Below are 18,087 nucleotides of genomic sequence, written 5' to 3' on the forward strand. Positions count from 1 at the left end.
CATGACAACATTAGGATTAGGAGGCTCGACCATTGAAGCCGAATTAGAAGAAATACAGCCAAAAGCACATTTAGTTGACCCGATACAAAAGGAGGCTTTTCCGGAACGTATTAATCGCGCTCTAAAAATAATGGCTACCGAAAATGTTTCGGCAGTTTATTTACACGCTGGGACCAATCTCTATTATTTTACGGGAACAAAATGGAATTCTAGCGAGCGTATGGTTGGTGCTTTGTTATTGCCTGATGGCAGTATTCATTATATCGCACCTCATTTTGAAGAAGGTACCATTTTAGATTTTATGGAATTTGAAGGTCCAGTTCACGGTTGGGAAGAACATGAAAGTCCGTTTGAATTGCTTGTTTCTGTTTTAAAAGAAAACGGAATTTCTAAAGGTAATATTGCAATGGACGAGGTAACGCCGTTCTTTATTGTGGATGGTATTTTAAACTGCCAAACCGATTATACATTGGTAAATGCAAAGTCCATAACAGCGGGTTGTCGCATGATAAAGTCTAAAGCAGAAATAGCTATTATGCAGACTGCGATGGATATTACAATGGATATTCATAAGGCTGTTGCACGTATTTTAAAACCAGGAATTGCAGCCCAAACCGTGGTCGATTTTATTCATGAAGCTCATAAACGTTACGGTGCTCCCGTAGGCTCTTACTTCTGCATCGTGTTGTTTGGTGTGGATACGTCTTTTCCGCATGGTGTGAAAAACCCGAAAGATCTAGAAGAAAATGATGTGGTGCTTATCGATACTGGTTGTAAGCTACACGATTATATTTCGGATATTACTAGAACTTATGTCTATGGCGATATTACAGATGAACAGCGTCGTATTTGGAATTTAGAACGCGAAGCGCAATTTGCTGCTTTTAAGGCTTCTCAATTAGGAAATACTTGTGGCTCTATAGATGTTGCAGTGAGAAAAACATTAGAAGCAAACGGCTTAGGACCAGATTATAAATTGCCAGGTTTACCACATAGAACGGGACATGGTATTGGATTAGATATTCACGAATGGCCATATTTGGTAAAAACAGATCAAACTGTTTTAGAAGAAGGTATGTGTTTTAGTAACGAACCTATGCTAGTGGTGCCGAATAAATTTGGGATACGTTTAGAAGATCATATTTATATGACCGAAAACGGACCAAAATGGTTTACGGAGCCAGCATATAGTATTGAAGATCCATTTGGGCTTTCAAAATAAAACGGATAAAAAAAGTGATTATAAAAATGGCATTAAAGATTAATCTGTAATGTCATTTTTTTTTGATTAAACGTGAAGGTGCAGATTTAAACTAGAGTATTCGTTTGTCGTAATTCGTTTTAAAACGTATTTTTACGATTCTAAAATAAATAAAATAATGAGTGTATTACAGACTTTAGAAGATCGTAGTAATAAAAGTTGCGAGCTTTGTACTTCAAAAGAACAATTAAAACAATATACTTTACCGCCATCATTAAACGAAAATGTCGATAACAGTGTGTTGGTTTGTAATACGTGTTTTGAGCAAATAGAAGGCCAGGTAGATATGGATGTAAACCATTGGCGTTGTTTAAACGATAGCATGTGGAACGAGCATGTTGCCGTGCAAATTTTGTCTTGGAGAATGTTACAACGTCTACGCGGAGAAGGTTGGCCAAAAGATTTAATAGATATGATGTATCTAGACGACGAGGCTATGGCTTTAGCGCGTGCAACAGGTGAACATGAAGACGAAAGTGCTAAAATAATTCATCGCGATGTGAATGGCGTGGTTTTAGAAACTGGAGATTCTGTAGTTTTAGTTAAAGACCTAAAAGTAAAAGGATCTAGTATGGTTGCTAAACAAGGAACCGCGGTGAGAAATATTCGTTTAGATCATGAAAATGCCGAATATATTGAAGGTAAAGTGGGTAGTCAGCAAATTGTGATTATCACAAAATATGTGAAGAAATTATAAGAATTATTTCACTTTATACGATTAAAAAAAACGGGCTGTAAATTAATTTTACAGCCCGTTTTTATTTTTAATTACACTAGTGTTTATATAAGTTAAGAATGTGCTTCTGTGTATTTATCTACATAATAGGTCGCGGCCAATAAATCCTCTAACGCATGACCAACAGATTTAAACAGCGTGATCTCAGTGTCGTTTTTACGTCCGGTTTTTAGATTCCCACACAGCTCGAATAAATCGGCTTGAATTTGTTCCTTTTTAAGAATTCCGGTAGTAAGCGGTATAAGAATATCTCCACTTTCTTTTAATCCGCCTTGGTAAGTGTCTATATACACAGACGATTTTAAAATGGCTTCGTCGTCTGCTTCGCGGGTATCTTTTTTATAAGCGCCAACCAAGTCAACATGCTGACCGGCTTTTAAATATTTCCCAAAAACAAGAGGTGTAGGCGATAAGGTTGCGACAGAAATAATATCGACTTCGCTTATTTTTTCTTCAATAGTTTTTACCGGCTCAACCGTAAATTGTGAAGAAGTAAATTGTTCGCAAATGGCTTTCGCTTTATTAAAATCACGGCCATAAACGTACACCCTTTTTATTGGACGAACACTGGCATGGGCTTCAATTAGATTGGTAGATAATGCTCCCGTTCCAATCATTAATAAGGATTCTGAGTTCTCTCTAGATAAAAATGAAGACGCCAAAGCCGAAGCAGCTGCAGTTCGTTTTACAGTTAAGCTTTTTGCTTCTAAAATCGCTTTTAATTTTCCCGTTACAGCATCTAGATAAAGATACGTTCCATGAATCGCTGGTAAATTGTATTTTCCATTTTCTGGACTAACGGTCGCTATTTTTACTCCAGCATGTTGTCCAGGATTCCAGGCAGGCATTAAAAGTAACGTAGAATCTAATTCTGATTCCGGATTAGGGAAATCATGATGATGGCGCATAGGCACTAAATAGTCGTTCGAGGAAAATCCTGTTTTTAGAGCGTCAACTAAGGTTTTAAAATGAGTTGAATCTTCAATAAAATCGGAATCGATTAAAGCTGTGTTTTTCATAGCTCTAAAATTAATAAATATCTTCTGGAATAGCCAAGTTTATCGCACAGATATCAAACACAGGCATAATCATATGATGTGATTATGATTCGTTTTTCTCAATTTTAAAGGTTTTTATTGATAATTTATCTTCAATTTTGAGTTTTTATGACGTATCGTTAATATGATTTCAAAAGGCTAAAAAACACTTCAATAAAAAATTAATTAGATTATATTTGAGTGTAACCATCTAACATTCATTAGAATGAATAAATCCTATTTTCTACTGCTTGGCTGTCTGCTAAGTGTTATAACGTCCTATAGCCAATCGGTTACCAATATTATTAATTCCGTAAATTTAGATTCCTTATCCCTTACTGTAAAAGAGTTTTCTGGAGAAGTACCAACGGTAGTTAACGGAAACACAATTACTATATTAGATAGAAGGCTTAGTAATAATAATTTGGCGGCGACCTACGTATTTGAAAAACTAGATAAGTTAGAAAACATGGTTGTAGAAACGCAGTTAATAAATGGCGACGACAACAGGCGTAATATTATCGCTACGCAACGTGGTACAATACACCCGGAAAAAGTATATATGATTTGTGCCCATTACGATGCTGTTGCGAACTATTGTGCCGATGATAATGCAAGTGGTGTCGCTGCACTGTTAGAGGTCGCAAGAGTATTGTCCGGGCAATGTCTAGAGAATACAATTGTGTATGCCCTTTGGGACGAAGAAGAAGTTGGATTAATTGGTTCTAATTATTATGCAGAACAAGCTAAAACTAATGGAGATGAAATTTTAGGTGTTTACAATCTAGATATGATTGGATACGATGGAGATAATGACCAAAGTTTTGATATTGACGTAAAACGCAATAATGAAGGCTCGCAAGGTATGAGCGACGATATAGTTGCAGTTTTAGGTTCGTATCCGTTTAAATTGAATGCGAATATTGTAATTCCAGGAACTGAATATAGTGATCATGCCAGTTTTTGGAATCGTGGATATCCGGCTGTATTAGTTGGAGAAGCATGGTCTGAAAAAGACCAGAATCCCAAGTATCATTCTAAAGACGATCGGTTTGAATTATTTAATTTAGGATACTTCCACGAAATGACAAAGTTATCGGCGGGTTATATGGCGACTAAAGCGTTGTTAACGGGAGTAGATCATACGGTAATCCAAACGGGTAATAGTTTAAAAGCCATTCAGGAGTCGGCAACGTACCAATGGTATAATTGTACTACTGGTGTAGCTATTGCAGATGCAACATTTCAGACCTATTTGCCTACAGAAAACGGAACTTATAAAGTTGAAATTACTTCGGGATCTTGTACAGAATTTAGTGATTGCTACGAGTTTGGTACTTTAGGTTTACCAACATTTTTACAATCGGAGCTTAAGTTGTATCCTAATCCCGTACAATCTCATTTAACGGTAGAACGACCTGTTGCCGAAAGTGCAGATTTTACTCTCTACGATGTGTCCGGGAAGTCGGTTTTAAATCTAACTTCGGACAAAGAAACTACCGAATTACAGTTGAATGATTTGGCTAAAGGGATTTACTTTTTAAGTGTAGAAAGTGCAAATAAAAGAGGAGTGTATAAGATTATTAAAGACTAAGGATGTAATGATTTTATAAAGTTGAAACAAGCCATAGGCTCTTGCGTTAGCGATTGCAGTGGCATCCTTTTTATGAGCTCATAAGAATGCATCTGAATTGAAGCCGAAGCATTTGTTTAGACTAAATAATACGCAGGTAAGTAAAAATGAAATAAAAAGATATAACGGAAAGCGCGACCTTTAGGTAACGCCGAAATGGGTGTAAATAAAAAATCCGTTCAATACGATATTGAACGGATTTTATAGGTTTACACTATCCTTAAGTTAAAACGTACTGTGTAGTTGCTCTATTTCATCGTGTAGATTATCCAAGGTTATTTCCTTAAAAACAAATTCTATATTGGGATGTTCTGCGGTTTTAGTTTCTAAACTTCCTAAGTATAATTTTCCTTGATCTTTTTTAATAGCTATAAGCACTACGTTTTCATCTTTTGGTACCCTTTTAAAATCGAATACATCACCGATTTTGCTACTTGGTATAATGGACTTTATAGATTTAAAAACCATGCTAACTCTAATGTCGTCGCCCGCATTTTTAATTTTAAGTTTAAATGGTATGTTGGTTCTTCTAATAAACCGATCGCAATTTATCCAGCCTAATTTTGAAGTTCTTAAAATATAACCATTTAGTTCGTATGCCTTAACGCTTGCGGGGTTCTCGATTAATTTATCTTCAAACTTTTTATTTACAATGGAATCTCGTCTTAGAGTTTCTTTTCGAGGCGTGCTTCCTGTAAGAGCAGATAGTTGATTGCTTTCGGCCTGAAAAACAATGGGCAAAGAGTAGGGGACGATTACCGTTTTTCCTCTTTGTTTCCCGGGTGTCATTTTAGGCAATAAGGCTATAACTCTGTTCGCTTCAATTTCTAATTCCGGTTCAGATGCTCTAGACGTGATAGATACAGGTCTGCCTTCTTGATTAATTCTAAAAATTGTATTAATTCTTTGTCTTCCTGTTAATCCCAAGTTCATGGCGATTTCAGTGTTAAAGTTGGCCATTACAAATTTACTAATGGCGACACTAGTGCATTTTTTGCTCGCCGAAGGTTCAAGATGTTCGCAACCAGGATATGCTGGAGGAATTTCAACAATCGAAAAGGGAACTTCTACCTGCTCTTCTTGCGCCATGTCTAATACGACTTCTTCAACTACAACGACTTCTGTGTCACTATTATTTTGAAGTGTCCAATTTATGTTTCCACTATCCCATGCTCCCGAAAAAAGTTGCATGCCTTTCTTTTGTGTTTTACTAGGAAATAAAATTTCAATGGTTGTATTTGGGGCCAAGTGTAAGGGTGCATTATTTTGGAAAGCTTTCATATTTAGCATGCCTCCGGTTTCTAAAAGTGTTTCATCAGACTGCGTAGATAAATGAGCTAATACCATATCGGAAAGCGTGTAATATTCTGTGACTTCTAAATCTATATTGCCTGTAATTACAGTGTTGTTTTTATCTAGAAAAGACCCTTTTTTTATTGTTAGTTTAGTGCCTTCTTTACAAACAATTGTGGTGTCTTTCTCTGCATTAAAAGTAATGGTTTGGAAAGGTTTCTCAGGTATTTTAACTTTAGCTATTTTTGTTTTTACCTCGGGTTTTACTACATCTGTTTTTGTTTGTTCTTGGGGGACTTTTGTAATCTTTTTTTCCACAACTGTGTCAGTGGTTGTTTTTAAAGATGTTAAAGTGTCTATTGAAAGAGTAGGAGTAACGACCTCTATAGTGCTGTTATCTTTTTTTATAACCTCTGAATTATTGGCCGTAGTAAAAATAAATACGGAAATAATAATTACCAATGCTAGAGTCGTGAATCCAAAATATTTAAGCCATTTGTATCTCGTGTATATTTTTTTCCCCGAAATAATTTCAGCTTTTAATTGTTGACGTTTAATGCCTTCTATAAGGGTGGTGTGCTCTTCAAACAAACTGTTGAATTGCGAATCTGTTTTTAACCGCTCTTCAAAAAGGAGTGTTTCTTTTTTAGATAATGTTTTATCTAAATACCCATTGATAAACGCGATGTCTTTTATATGATTTTCCATGATGTCTCGAATTAAGATTGAAGGGATTGATTTGTTTTATAGATGTCCTTAGCTTTGGTTAAGCACTTATACTTCTGGTTTTTTGCAATTTTTTCGGATTTAAATTGCATAACATGTGCGATCTCTTTAAAAGACATGGCTTTGTTATAAAACAGTTGTAAAAGTTGCTGACATCGTTCTCCTAATTCGAGGAATGCACGCTCGGCATGTTGGTATTTTTGTTCTTCTAAAACGCTTTGAGCCTGTTCTAGTTCTAGTGCGTTTAAATTTTGTAAGCTGTCTTTGGTGATTTTATTCTGAGTGTCTTTCCATATAAATCGTGAAACCGAATATAAATAGGTGTAAAAGGAAGACGTGAGTTTAAAATCTGACTTTTCGAGATTTCTATTCAAGATAATGAGCGCTTCCTGAAACACATCTGAAGCATCTTGTTTCTGACCACCTTTAGATAGAATTAAAGCCTCTATTTTTGGATATAAACTGTATAGTTTACTGAAAGCTTTTTCGCGTTGACCTTTTTTAAAAAGTTCTAAAATATTTTTATCGTTCATAAAACGTATTTATTACTTAATGGTCAATTTGCTAAAAGGTCTCCTATAAAATTTCGAGTAATTTACAAAAACAAACATGATTATTGTGTTTGCTCTATATTATAATGATTTGGACGTTTTGCGTTAGCGATAGCAGTGGCATCCTTTTTATGCCATGATACCGATATGTTTTAATTGAAGACTACAGTTGTTGGGATTAAACATGCTGAGGTAAGTGAATATGTAATAAAAAGATATAACGGAAAGCGCGACCTTTAGGTAACGCCCAAATGGAATTAAATAGAAAATCCGCTCAACACGATATTGAACGGATATTTTATAAATGAAGTCTAAAATTACTTAGACAATGCTGTAAAGTGTTTGTAGAACATGGGGATGGTTTCGATACCTTTTAGGTAGTTCCAGATTCCGAAATGTTCGTTTGGCGAGTGAATGGCGTCGCTGTCTAATCCGAAGCCCATTAAAATGGTTTTGCTTTGTAATTCGTCTTCGAAAAGCGATACAATAGGAATACTTCCTCCGCTTCGTTGTGGAATTGGCGCTTGCCCAAACGTATCGGTATAAGCTTTAGAGGCCGCTTGGTAACCAATACTGTCTATAGGTGTTACGTATCCTTGTCCGCCATGATGAGGTTTTACTTTTACAGTTACCGCATCTGGAGCAATACTTTCGAAATGCTTTTGAAACAAGTCTGTAATCTCTTTCCAATCCTGATTTGGCACTAATCGCATAGAGATTTTTGCAAATGCTTTACTTGCGATAACGGTTTTTGCACCTTCGCCAGTATAACCTCCCCAAATACCGTTAACGTCTAAAGTAGGACGGATAGAATTGCGTTCGTTAGTTGTGTAACCAGCTTCGCCGTAAACAGCGTCTATATCTAAAGCTTTCTTATAGTTGTCTAAATTAAAAGGCGCTTTAGCCATTTGAGCACGCTCGTCTGCAGACAATTCTTCTACTCTGTCGTAAAAACCAGGAATGGTAATGTGATTGTTTTCGTCGTGTAGAGACGCAATCATTTTGGTTAAAATATTGATTGGGTTTGCAACAGCGCCACCGTAAAGTCCAGAGTGTAAATCGCGATTTGGTCCGGTAACCTCAACCTCAACATAGCTCAATCCTCGTAATCCTGTCGTGATAGAAGGCACATCCTTCGCTATCATTCCCGTATCTGAAATCAGGATAACGTCGTTTTTAAGTTTCTCGTGATTGTTTTTTACAAAGGTTGCTAGGTTTACACTACCAACTTCTTCTTCACCTTCAATCATGAATTTTACGTTACATGGTAACTCGTCGTTTTTGGTCATGAATTCCAATGCCTTTACATGCATATACATCTGACCTTTATCGTCGCATGCACCACGCGCGAAAATAGCACCTTCGGGATGTGTTTCGGTAGTTTTTATTACAGGTTCGAATGGTGGAGACGTCCAAAGTTCGATTGGATCTGCCGGTTGTACGTCGTAATGACCGTAAACAAGCACAGTTGGAAGCGATTTGTCGATGATTTTTTCACCATACACAATGGGATGGCCATCGGTTTTACAAATTTCTACGTGATCGCATCCTGCTTCTTCAAGACGTGTTTTAACGATTTCTGAAGTTTTTAAAACGTCGTCTTTATATGCTGAGTCGGCACTAACAGACGGTACCTTAAGTAATTCGATAAGTTCGTTTAAAAATCTATCCTTGTTATTTTCGATGTAAGTCGAGATATTTTTCATGTGGAATTATTCTGTTTCCTACAAAAATACAAAAATGTTGAATTTTTTTTCAAAAGTTGAATTGTTTATTGAAAGTAATTTTTATATTTGCACACCTTATTGCGGGCGTGGTGGAATTGGTAGACACGCTAGACTTAGGATCTAGTGCCGCGAGGTGTGAGAGTTCGAGTCTCTCCGCCCGCACAATAAGAAAAAGCCGACTATTTATAGTCGGCTTTTTTTGTTTTATAATTTATGACTTATGTCTATGATTGTCAATTATATGAGTTATTACTTACCACCAAGTATGGTCCTGCCCTCGTGTCAAAACGAAAAAAATAAATTACTTCTAAACAGTTTATAAAATTGTTTTTCAAATCTAATTATTAATTTTTTTATTTACTTTTAACATACACTGGGTTATTATTCTATCTTGTTTTTATAAAGTGATATAATTTGAGCTCATAATTTATACCAATTAACCAACCTAAAACCAATGAGGGATTACAAAAAACGTCTCGTAAAACCAAAAAATAAAATTGTAAGTGGGATGATGTATTTGTTACCCATATTTATTCTTTTTATTGTCATTGAAAAATTATGGTACAAAGTCAGTCATCTCGGAAAAATTATTGTTCATAATTTACATTTAGACGATTTCTTCGGAAAATATTCTTTAACCATTACAACAGGTTTATTAATACTGATTATTTTCTATGTTTTTGGATATCTGGCAACCTTACCGCGTTTTATGAGATTTTACGATTGGTTTGAAGGTATGATGCTGGATGTTATTCCTGGATATAGTAAATATAAAACTGAGCTTGAGAATAAAATAAATCCGAAACCAGATAACAGGACATCAGTGTTGGTTAGTACACCAATGGGTAATAAACCAGGTCTTTTAATCGATGAAAAAACTAGCAGTTCGGTGGTGTTTTTTCCGAGTACAACAAATGCCTTAGAAGGCGAAGTTTTGGTTGTAGATAATAAAATGGTGCAGAAAATTGATATTGATGCAAAATCTCTACTCGGTATCATGAAAAAACAAGGAAAAGGTTTGCCTGTCGCCTAACGTGTTGGTGGTTGCAGAAAGGTTCTATTTTAAAAGCTATCTGTAAGATAAAAACTAGTTTGTAAATTATCGTGAAGCGATTCTCTGGTGGTTCGAATACCGTTTGAGTTCCTTATCTTTCAACCTCTGTTTTAGATTACATGTAAAAAAGTATAAACCCTGTGTTTTTTAGGGCGTTCGAGCGGAGTCGAGAACATAAAGCTGTAGAATTAGATCTTTATTTTTCGATTAACCACATAATTTTAAAACGCAACAATTAGGAATGATTCGTTTTTATAATGGATTAAAAACTACGCTCCGATTTAAGATGTGTTAACAACTCTATTGATAAAATATCTGGACATATAATTAACATCTTGATTTCTTAATTATCTTTAACTTAGAAATTGGTTCTTAGTATACATCGCTAGTATACAGGGATTAAAAGGGAATTGGGTGAAAAACCTAAACTGTTCCCGCAGCTGTAAGCTCTCTAAAATGTTTTACATTCTTTTAGTCACTGTTTTAATATTTTAAAATGGGAAGACGTAAAACAGGAGCGAGTCAGAAGACCTGCCAAATTCAAATCATGTCGAGCTTTCGGGAAAAAAGTGTATGGCATAGAATATTCTTATTAGAAATACTCTTAGCTTTTTGACGATTAACCTATCGATAAAACGGTCTGTTTATACCTGTTTATCGACTAATTAAAAAAAGAATGTATTACTCAAACATTCAGATTGCACTCCAAGAAGTTCCTGGAGAAATTAGCATTTGTTTTAGCATTTGTGGCTGTAAACTACACTGTAAAGGCTGTCATTCTCCTACGCTATGGAAAGAGAAAAATGGCGTACCACTCACTTTAGAAACCTATAAGCATACTTTAAACAAATACAAAGGGTTTGCCAGTTGTGTTTTATTTATGGGAGGCGAATGGCACGAGCCTCAACTTGTAAATTATCTGCATTACGCCCGGAAATTAGATTATAAAACATGTTTATACACAGGAGAGGACCGTGTAAGTACAAATATATTACGAGAGCTCACTTGGATAAAAACAGGGAAGTGGATTTCGGAATTAGGAGGCTTAGACACTTTATCTACCAATCAAAAATTTACACACGTACAATCAAATGCGTTATTAAATCACCTATTTATTAAAAACCATTAAGCCATGATTAGATTAACCCAAGAACAAGTCAGTAAAAAAATTAATTTCATTAGTAATTATATCAGTGCATCTAATGCCGCTGATGGCTCTAAAATGGATGCCAATGCTAATGTGTCTTCTAAAAATATAGCCACTATGGAAGCCGAACTGAATAAAGACATAAATATTCAGGTAAACAGGCAGTTGGTGAAAAATAAAATAGCAGACTTATTTGGCGACGATTTGGCTAACGAATATGTAAGGCAAATAGAATCGCATGAAATATATGTGCACGACGAAACCTCTTTAAAACCCTACTGTGCATCTATAAGCATGTATCCGTTTTTGTTTGATGGATTAACAAAGTTAGGAGGAGAAAGTAAAGCACCACAACATTTAGAAAGTTTTTGTGGCGAGTTTGTAAATCTTGTTTTTGCAGTGAGTTCTCAGTTTGCAGGTGCTTTGGCAACAGTAGAATTTTTGTTGTATTTCGATTATTTCGCACGTAAAGATTTTGGCAAAGATTATTTAATTAGCCACACTAAAACCATCGAAAATCATTTACAACATGTTGTATATGCTATAAATCAGCCAGCCGCTGCCAGAGGGTATCAATCTGTATTTTGGAATATTTCTTTATACGACAAAAAATATTTTGAAAGTTTGTTTGGTGCATTTGTATTTCCGGATATGAGCAAACCAGAACTCGAAAGCTTAAATAAATTACAAGAGTTTTTCATGACGTGGTTTAATGCCGAACGCGAAAAAGCAGTATTGACTTTTCCTGTGGTTACGGCGGCCATGTTGGTAAAGGATGGGGCACCTGTAGATCGTGATTTTGCCGACATGTGTGCATACGAATTAAGTGAAGGGAACTCCTTTTTTATATATCAGTCTGAAAGTGCCGATAGTTTAGCGTCTTGTTGCCGATTAAGAAACGAAATTAGCGATAACACCTTTAGCTATTCGCTTGGAGCCGGCGGAGTGTCTACAGGATCTATAAATGTGATTACCTTAAACATGAATCGTTTGGTACAAAACGGAGATGATTTAAAAACTGTAATTCAAAAAATACAGAAATATCAGGTGGCTTACAGAAGCTTAATCGAAGAATATAAAAATGCAAGTATGTTACCGGTTTATAATTCAGGTTTTATCGCTTTAGACAAACAGTTTCTAACCATTGGAATTAATGGTATGGTAGAAGCTGCAGAAAGTTTAGGTATTAACGCAGCGAATAACGAGACTTACAAATCATTTGTATCTACAAATCTTAAAATTATTTATGATGCCAATAAAGACGCCAAAAAAGAATTCGGATATATGTTTAATACCGAATTTGTACCAGCCGAAAATTTAGGTGTTAAAAATGCAAAATGGGATAAGGAAGATGGTTTATTTTCTCCTCGCGAGTGTTACAATTCTTATTTCTATGCGGTTGAAGACACTTCGGTAAACACTTTAGATAAAATTATGTTGCACGGCGACGACATTATTAAGTATTTAGATGGCGGTTCTGCACTGCATTTAAATTTAGAAGAGGCTCCAAATAAAGACGGGTTTTTAAAACTAATTCATGCCACAGCTAGAGCTGGCTGTAATTATTTTTGTTTTAATGTCAAAATCACAATTTGTAATACGTGCAATACTATCGATAAGAAAACACGTCAAACATGCAGTTCTTGTGGCTCTCAGGATGTCGATTATGGGACACGCGTTATTGGGTATTTAAAACGTGTTTCTAATTTTAGTTCTGCTAGACAACAAGAAGCGGATTTACGGTTTTACCATGTAAATTAGTAAAGCATAGTATCACATAAACCGTTTTCTAAGCCAAGAGGGGTTTGTGTGATATTTTCAAATATAAGATATCGTTAAAAAATAGTTGCTTTTAATATGTAGTGAGGATCGTACACCTCAGATAATTAGTTTACATAAGCTTAATATAGATGATGCTTGATTACTTGTTAACTTTGAAAAAAGTTATTATGTATGAATCAACAAGCTGAGCTTGATTTCGATGTTGTTTTTAACACCTATTGGAGTGGGTTGTATATTTATGCCTTTAATATTTTAAAAAACAGTTCTACTTCCGAAGATATCGTTCAAGATGTATTTCTCGATTATTGGAAGAGATCGTATTCTTCCGATATTTCTCATGTAAAAGCATACTTATACCAGGCCGTAAAGTATCAGTGTGTTAATGAATTAAAAAAGCGAAAAATTACCTCTGTAGATTTAGAGCACATCGAATCTTTATTTTTACACGACGATCTTCCCGCAGATTTAAATTACGATGAAAAAACGCTAAGTCTTATTAGCACCATTATTGACGAAAAACTTCCTTTAAAATGTAAAGAGATTTTTAAACTCCGATACTATGAAGATATTGCTCCAAAAGAAATTGCTAGTCGGTTAAATATATCGGTAAGTACCGTAGAAAATCAGATTTACAAAGCGTTAAGAATATTAAGATCAAACTCCGATCTTAATTTAAAAATTTCGATGCTAATCTTAATTCATCATTACTCAATACTACATTAAAGTTAATTCAGAGTTAAAGACTTTAAGCAATCGTTAAGCCTTAAAAATAACGTAGGTGTATTTTTAAAAATAGGTACTTAGTAGTAAACTGAGTACTTATGACCGAATATGAATTTAATGATTTGCTTAATCGTTACGCTAAAAATAAAACCTCCGAGAGAGAATCATTCGTAGTAGAAAGTTATCTAGATGGTTTTCAAAAAGGGGGCTTAAGTGAGAACGATATTAAGTTCAATTTAGGTGTAAAGAATAGGATTTATTCAAATATTTTAAAAGATAAGAGAAAAGCTTCAGTCTTTAATTTTAGAAATATAGCTGCAGCGGTTTTATTATGTATTACAGCCTCTATCCTTTTTAATATAATACAAGTAGACTCCAAACTTATAGAAGTCGTTGCCGAGAGAGGCGAGCAAACAAAAGTGTTTTTAACAGATTCTTCGGTAGTGTATTTAAATTCTGGAAGTACGTTAAAGTACCCGGAAACTTTTGCTAATAACACTAGGGAGGTAACGCTAGAAGGAGAAGCCTTTTTTAAAATAAAATCTAATCCCGAAAAACCATTTATCGTAACATCTCAAGCTTTCGAAACAAAAGTTTTAGGGACTGAATTTCTCGTGTCCAATTATAAAAATGTTACGCCTTCTGTTACTGTTAGTTCCGGTAAGGTAAAAGTGACCGATAACAGCAATCCTAAAAACACGCTGACTTTAATTAAAAATGAAAGAGTAAAACTTTCACAACCCACCAATGGTTTCATTAAAGAAACTGTGCAGGCCAGAGATTACACCACTTGGATGGAAGGCGCCTTAGTTTTCAATCAAGCGAATTTGGAAGAAGTAGTTAATATGCTAAATCAGAAATACGATAAGAGCATAAAAATCACATCCAAAACGTACTCAGAATGTACCATTAGCGGGACGTACAAGAATAAATCTCTAGAAGATATTCTTGAGAGTTTACATTTTATTTATGATATAGAATTTAAGTATCTAGATAATCAGCATATAGAAGCTATTGCTAAACCCTGTAAATAATAATGCCTATGTAAAAATAAGACCTAAAAAAAAGCCCGATAAGGAGTGCAATCCGTATCGAGCAGTAGTAAAAAACTAATCTGTGAAAATTAATTTAATATCAAATATATTCAAAATATGTATTTTGTTTCAAAAAAAAGTATAAAACGACTGCAATTCGGAATTGTTCTATTCTTGATTTGTTGTTTTCAAATTTCAAATGCAAAACCATTAAATCCAATTAATTTAAATCAAATAAAGGTTGTGTTAAACATACAAGACGCAACTATTATTGAAGTTTTCGAATCTATAGAAAACCAAACGTCTTTAAATTTTATATTTCCTGATGAGGTTCGAGACATTAAAAATACCATTTCGTATTCTAATAAAATAACCAATGTTTCTAATGTTTTGAATCAACTCGTGGTTCAAATGAACATCGACTACAGTATATCTAATAATACAGTTTCTGTAAGAATTAAAAAACAAAATGAATTAGAAGTACCCTTTTTAAGCAGAGGTTTAGTTACCGACGAAAATAATATGCCACTTCCTGGAGTAGATGTATTGTTAAAGGGAACGCAAACCGGAACCATAACAGATTTTGATGGAAAATTTGAATTGGAAATCAATGCGGTTAACGACATACTTGTATTTACGCATATAGGTTACAACAAAAAAGAAATTAAGGCTTCGTCGTATATTCAGGTTCGAATGATAGAGGATATCACGGGGCTTAACGAAATTCTTGTTATTGGATATGGTAAACAGAAGAAAAGAGATGTTACAGGGGCCGTAGCTTCTGTTAATGAAAAGGATTTTTCGGAAATTCCAGTTTCAAACCCTTTAAGTGCAATTAAAGGGAAAGTTGCAGGAGTCGATGTGTTCAATTCGAGTAACGAACCAGGTAGTTCTGTTAATATTAGTATCCGTGGAGATAATTCTATAGGCGCAAATAATAATCCGTTAATCGTGTTAGATGGTATTCCTTTAAATACAGGGTTCGACGATATTAACCCGAATGATATTGCTTCAATGGAAGTGCTTAAAGATGCTTCTGCAACTGCTATTTATGGCTCTAGAGCCTCCAACGGTGTCATTTTAATTACAACCAAACGTGGAAAATCGGGAGAGACTAGAACAACGTTTAGTACGTATTATGGGATTACAACGCCTATAAATAGTTTGGATTTAATGAATGGAGAAGAATTTGCACAGTTAAGAAGAGAAGCAAACCGAACTGTAACCGCAAATGGTAATTATCCTGACGACGAAGACATTTTTGATAATATCGCATTAGCGTCGATAGAGAACGGGACAGATACAGATTGGCAAGATTTTATTTACCATCCGGGGAATAAAGAAAATTATCAGTTATCAATTACCGGTGGTAAAGAAAATACCCAATTTGCTACATCCTTAAACTTTTATCAAGAAAGCGGAGTTGTGGATAATGCCGATTATCAAAGAGGTTCAATTAGAATTAATTTAGATCATAAAGTAAATGCATTCAAAGTTGGCGTGTCGTCTTTCTTAAGTCGATCTAAACAAAATGTGGTTCAGAACGATTTGTATGATAACGTTTTAAGATTAAGTCCGCTAGGGGTTGCTTATAACGACGATGGTTCTATACGTTACAGACCTACAAATGATGAAAGTCAAAGAGTAAATCCATTATCGGATTTAGCAAACTCTTTAGATGAAAGATATGTCACTCATGTATTTGCAAGTATTTATGGGGAATATGAATTTAACGATCATTTAAGTTATAGATTAAATATTGGTCCAGATTTAGAAATTGGAAATCGGGGTTATTTTTATGGCAGTGAGACCACAAATAATCAGGGTGGTTTATCTTCTGCGGGAATAAGCGATTCTGATACCTTTTCGTTTACTATTGAAAATATTTTGAACTACTCGAATACGTTTGGTGAGAAACATCAGTTTACGGCTACTGGAGTTCAAAGTTTTCAAACACAAACTTCCAAAACAAATTACAGCAATGTTAAAAATTTACCTTACGATTCTCAAGGCTATCACAATTTAGCCACTGCAGGAGAAGTATCTAGTGTAGGTAGTAATTATAAAGATTGGGATTTAGTGTCTTTTACGGGTAGAATTAACTATCAGTACGACGACAGATATCTTTTTACTGCTACAGCAAGAGCCGATGGATCTTCAAGATTTTCCGAAGGTAATAAATGGGGCTTTTTTCCTTCTGCGGCCATAGCTTGGAGAGTGTCTGAAGAAGCATTTTTTGATAATGTTTCTAAGAATGTGATTTCCGATTTAAAATTTAGAGTAAGTTATGGGGAAACCGGTAATACTGGAATCGATCCGTATCAGACCTTTAGTGTATTAGAAAAAAAGCAATATATGTTTGGCGATAATGGCGTGATTGGTTTTATCCCTAATTCTGTGTCTAATCCTAATTTAACATGGGAAACAACGAAACAACTCAATGTAGGTTTAGATTTTCAGTTATGGAAACAAAGGTTAAGTGGTTCTATTAATTATTACGTAGCAAATACAGACGATCTTTTGTTGCCTCGTAGTTTACCTTCTAGCTCAGGATTCTCTACCGTCCTAGAAAACATTGGTTCTACACAAAATAAAGGAATTGAAGCTAGCTTATCTATTAATAATATAATAAGTACAGCAGATTTTAATTGGAACATAGATTTAAACTTCTCTAAAAACACCAATAAAATTACCGAGTTATATGGCGATGGTACAGACGATATAGGAAATGAATGGTTTTTGGGAAATCCAATAAATGTCTTCTACGATTATAATAAACTAGGCATCTGGCAATTGGATGAAGCCGAACTTGCCTCAAGTTATGGTTTCGAACCAGGGCAAATTAAAGTGCAAGATGTAAATGAGGATGGTGTAATTAACGCCGATGATCGTGTGATTTTAGGATCGTCTACTCCAGATTGGATTGGAGGTTTAACCAATAGATTATACTATAAAGGATTTGGATTTTCATTTGTTTTATATACAAGACAGAATGTTAAAACCTATTCGGAATGGTATGGCAATAATAACAGGTTAGCAGGAAGGTATAACAACTTAGATGTGGATTACTGGACGCCAGAAAACCCGACAAACGAAAATCCTAGACCTAATGTTAGTCAGGAAAGTGTATATCTAGGCTCTACTTTGGCCTACAAAGATGTGAGTTTTGTGCGTGTTCGTAATATAGTATTAAGCTATGCTCTACCAAGTCCGATATTGGAAAAATTAAAAATAAGAGAATTAACCTTTAATGTTAAGGCCGATAATCCTTTCACTTTTACATCTTATAATGGTTTAGATCCGGAATTCGAATCGAATGGTGAAAGAGCCTTATATCCTTCTATTAAAACCATTTCAATGGGATTAAATTTAACCTTTTAACT

General features: G+C 34.9%; 13 protein-coding genes, 1 tRNA gene and 1 riboswitch. Of the genes, 10 read left to right on the forward strand and 4 right to left on the reverse strand.

The window, feature by feature from the left end; genetic code table 11:
• The first annotated feature begins 1 nt into the window (after window position 1).
• Window positions 2–1,222 carry a M24 family metallopeptidase gene (locus tag ACKC83_RS06915; protein ID WP_434037501.1) on the forward strand — a complete coding sequence of 407 codons (1,221 nt, stop codon included), beginning with the start codon at window positions 2–4 and terminating at the stop codon, window positions 1,220–1,222.
• A gap of 157 nt (window positions 1,223–1,379) precedes the next feature.
• Window positions 1,380–1,958 (forward strand): PhnA domain-containing protein, encoded by a 579-nt coding sequence (locus tag ACKC83_RS06920; protein ID WP_414036411.1) that lies wholly within the window; start codon window positions 1,380–1,382, stop codon window positions 1,956–1,958.
• Window positions 1,959–2,050: 92 nt separating this feature from the next.
• On the opposite strand, the gene ACKC83_RS06925 is transcribed toward ACKC83_RS06920, so the two are convergent.
• Window positions 2,051–3,016 (reverse strand): ornithine cyclodeaminase family protein, encoded by a 966-nt coding sequence (locus ACKC83_RS06925; protein WP_434037502.1) that lies wholly within the window; start codon window positions 3,014–3,016, stop codon window positions 2,051–2,053.
• Between the two features lie 244 nt (window positions 3,017–3,260).
• Between ACKC83_RS06925 and ACKC83_RS06930 the strand changes: the two genes are divergently transcribed.
• Window positions 3,261–4,628 (forward strand): M28 family peptidase, encoded by a 1,368-nt coding sequence (locus ACKC83_RS06930; protein WP_434037503.1) that lies wholly within the window; start codon window positions 3,261–3,263, stop codon window positions 4,626–4,628.
• Between the two features lie 264 nt (window positions 4,629–4,892).
• On the opposite strand, the gene ACKC83_RS06935 is transcribed toward ACKC83_RS06930, so the two are convergent.
• The 3 genes from ACKC83_RS06935 to ACKC83_RS06945 all read right to left on the reverse strand — a co-directional run bounded on the left by ACKC83_RS06935 (window position 4,893) and on the right by ACKC83_RS06945 (window position 8,943).
• Window positions 4,893–6,668 carry a hypothetical protein gene (locus ACKC83_RS06935; RefSeq protein WP_434037504.1) on the reverse strand — a complete coding sequence of 592 codons (1,776 nt, stop codon included), beginning with the start codon at window positions 6,666–6,668 and terminating at the stop codon, window positions 4,893–4,895.
• 11 nt (window positions 6,669–6,679) lie between these two features.
• Window positions 6,680–7,219 carry an RNA polymerase sigma factor gene (locus tag ACKC83_RS06940; RefSeq protein ID WP_434037505.1) on the reverse strand — a complete coding sequence of 180 codons (540 nt, stop codon included), beginning with the start codon at window positions 7,217–7,219 and terminating at the stop codon, window positions 6,680–6,682.
• Window positions 7,220–7,554: 335 nt separating this feature from the next.
• Window positions 7,555–8,943: a dipeptidase gene (locus ACKC83_RS06945; RefSeq protein WP_434037506.1), complete on the reverse strand. Its 1,389-nt coding sequence runs from the start codon at window positions 8,941–8,943 to the stop codon at window positions 7,555–7,557.
• 101 nt (window positions 8,944–9,044) lie between these two features.
• Here ACKC83_RS06945 and ACKC83_RS06950 point away from each other — a divergent pair.
• The 7 genes from ACKC83_RS06950 (at window position 9,045) to ACKC83_RS06980 (ending at window position 18,085) form a co-directional block, all read left to right on the forward strand.
• Window positions 9,045–9,126 (forward strand) — tRNA-Leu (locus tag ACKC83_RS06950).
• 292 nt (window positions 9,127–9,418) lie between these two features.
• Window positions 9,419–9,997 (forward strand): hypothetical protein, encoded by a 579-nt coding sequence (locus tag ACKC83_RS06955; protein WP_434037507.1) that lies wholly within the window; start codon window positions 9,419–9,421, stop codon window positions 9,995–9,997.
• A 370-nt stretch (window positions 9,998–10,367) separates the two neighbouring features.
• Window positions 10,368–10,571, forward strand: a riboswitch (cobalamin riboswitch).
• Window positions 10,572–10,694: 123 nt separating this feature from the next.
• A complete protein-coding gene (gene nrdG, locus ACKC83_RS06960) occupies window positions 10,695–11,147 on the forward strand; it encodes an anaerobic ribonucleoside-triphosphate reductase activating protein (protein WP_414036404.1) in 453 nt (150 codons plus the stop codon).
• A 3-nt stretch (window positions 11,148–11,150) separates the two neighbouring features.
• Window positions 11,151–12,926: an anaerobic ribonucleoside-triphosphate reductase gene (gene nrdD, locus ACKC83_RS06965; protein WP_434037508.1), complete on the forward strand. Its 1,776-nt coding sequence runs from the start codon at window positions 11,151–11,153 to the stop codon at window positions 12,924–12,926.
• A gap of 192 nt (window positions 12,927–13,118) precedes the next feature.
• Window positions 13,119–13,670 carry an RNA polymerase sigma-70 factor gene (locus tag ACKC83_RS06970; RefSeq protein ID WP_434037509.1) on the forward strand — a complete coding sequence of 184 codons (552 nt, stop codon included), beginning with the start codon at window positions 13,119–13,121 and terminating at the stop codon, window positions 13,668–13,670.
• A gap of 98 nt (window positions 13,671–13,768) precedes the next feature.
• Window positions 13,769–14,704, forward strand: a complete 936-nt coding sequence (locus tag ACKC83_RS06975) for a FecR family protein (protein ID WP_434037510.1) — start codon at window positions 13,769–13,771, stop codon at window positions 14,702–14,704.
• Between the two features lie 117 nt (window positions 14,705–14,821).
• Window positions 14,822–18,085, forward strand: a complete 3,264-nt coding sequence (locus tag ACKC83_RS06980) for a SusC/RagA family TonB-linked outer membrane protein (RefSeq protein ID WP_434037511.1) — start codon at window positions 14,822–14,824, stop codon at window positions 18,083–18,085.
• The last annotated feature ends 2 nt before the right edge of the window (window positions 18,086–18,087 follow it).

The organism is Formosa bonchosmolovskayae, from assembly GCF_051016085.1.
Taxonomy (GTDB): Bacteria; Bacteroidota; Bacteroidia; order Flavobacteriales; family Flavobacteriaceae; genus Formosa.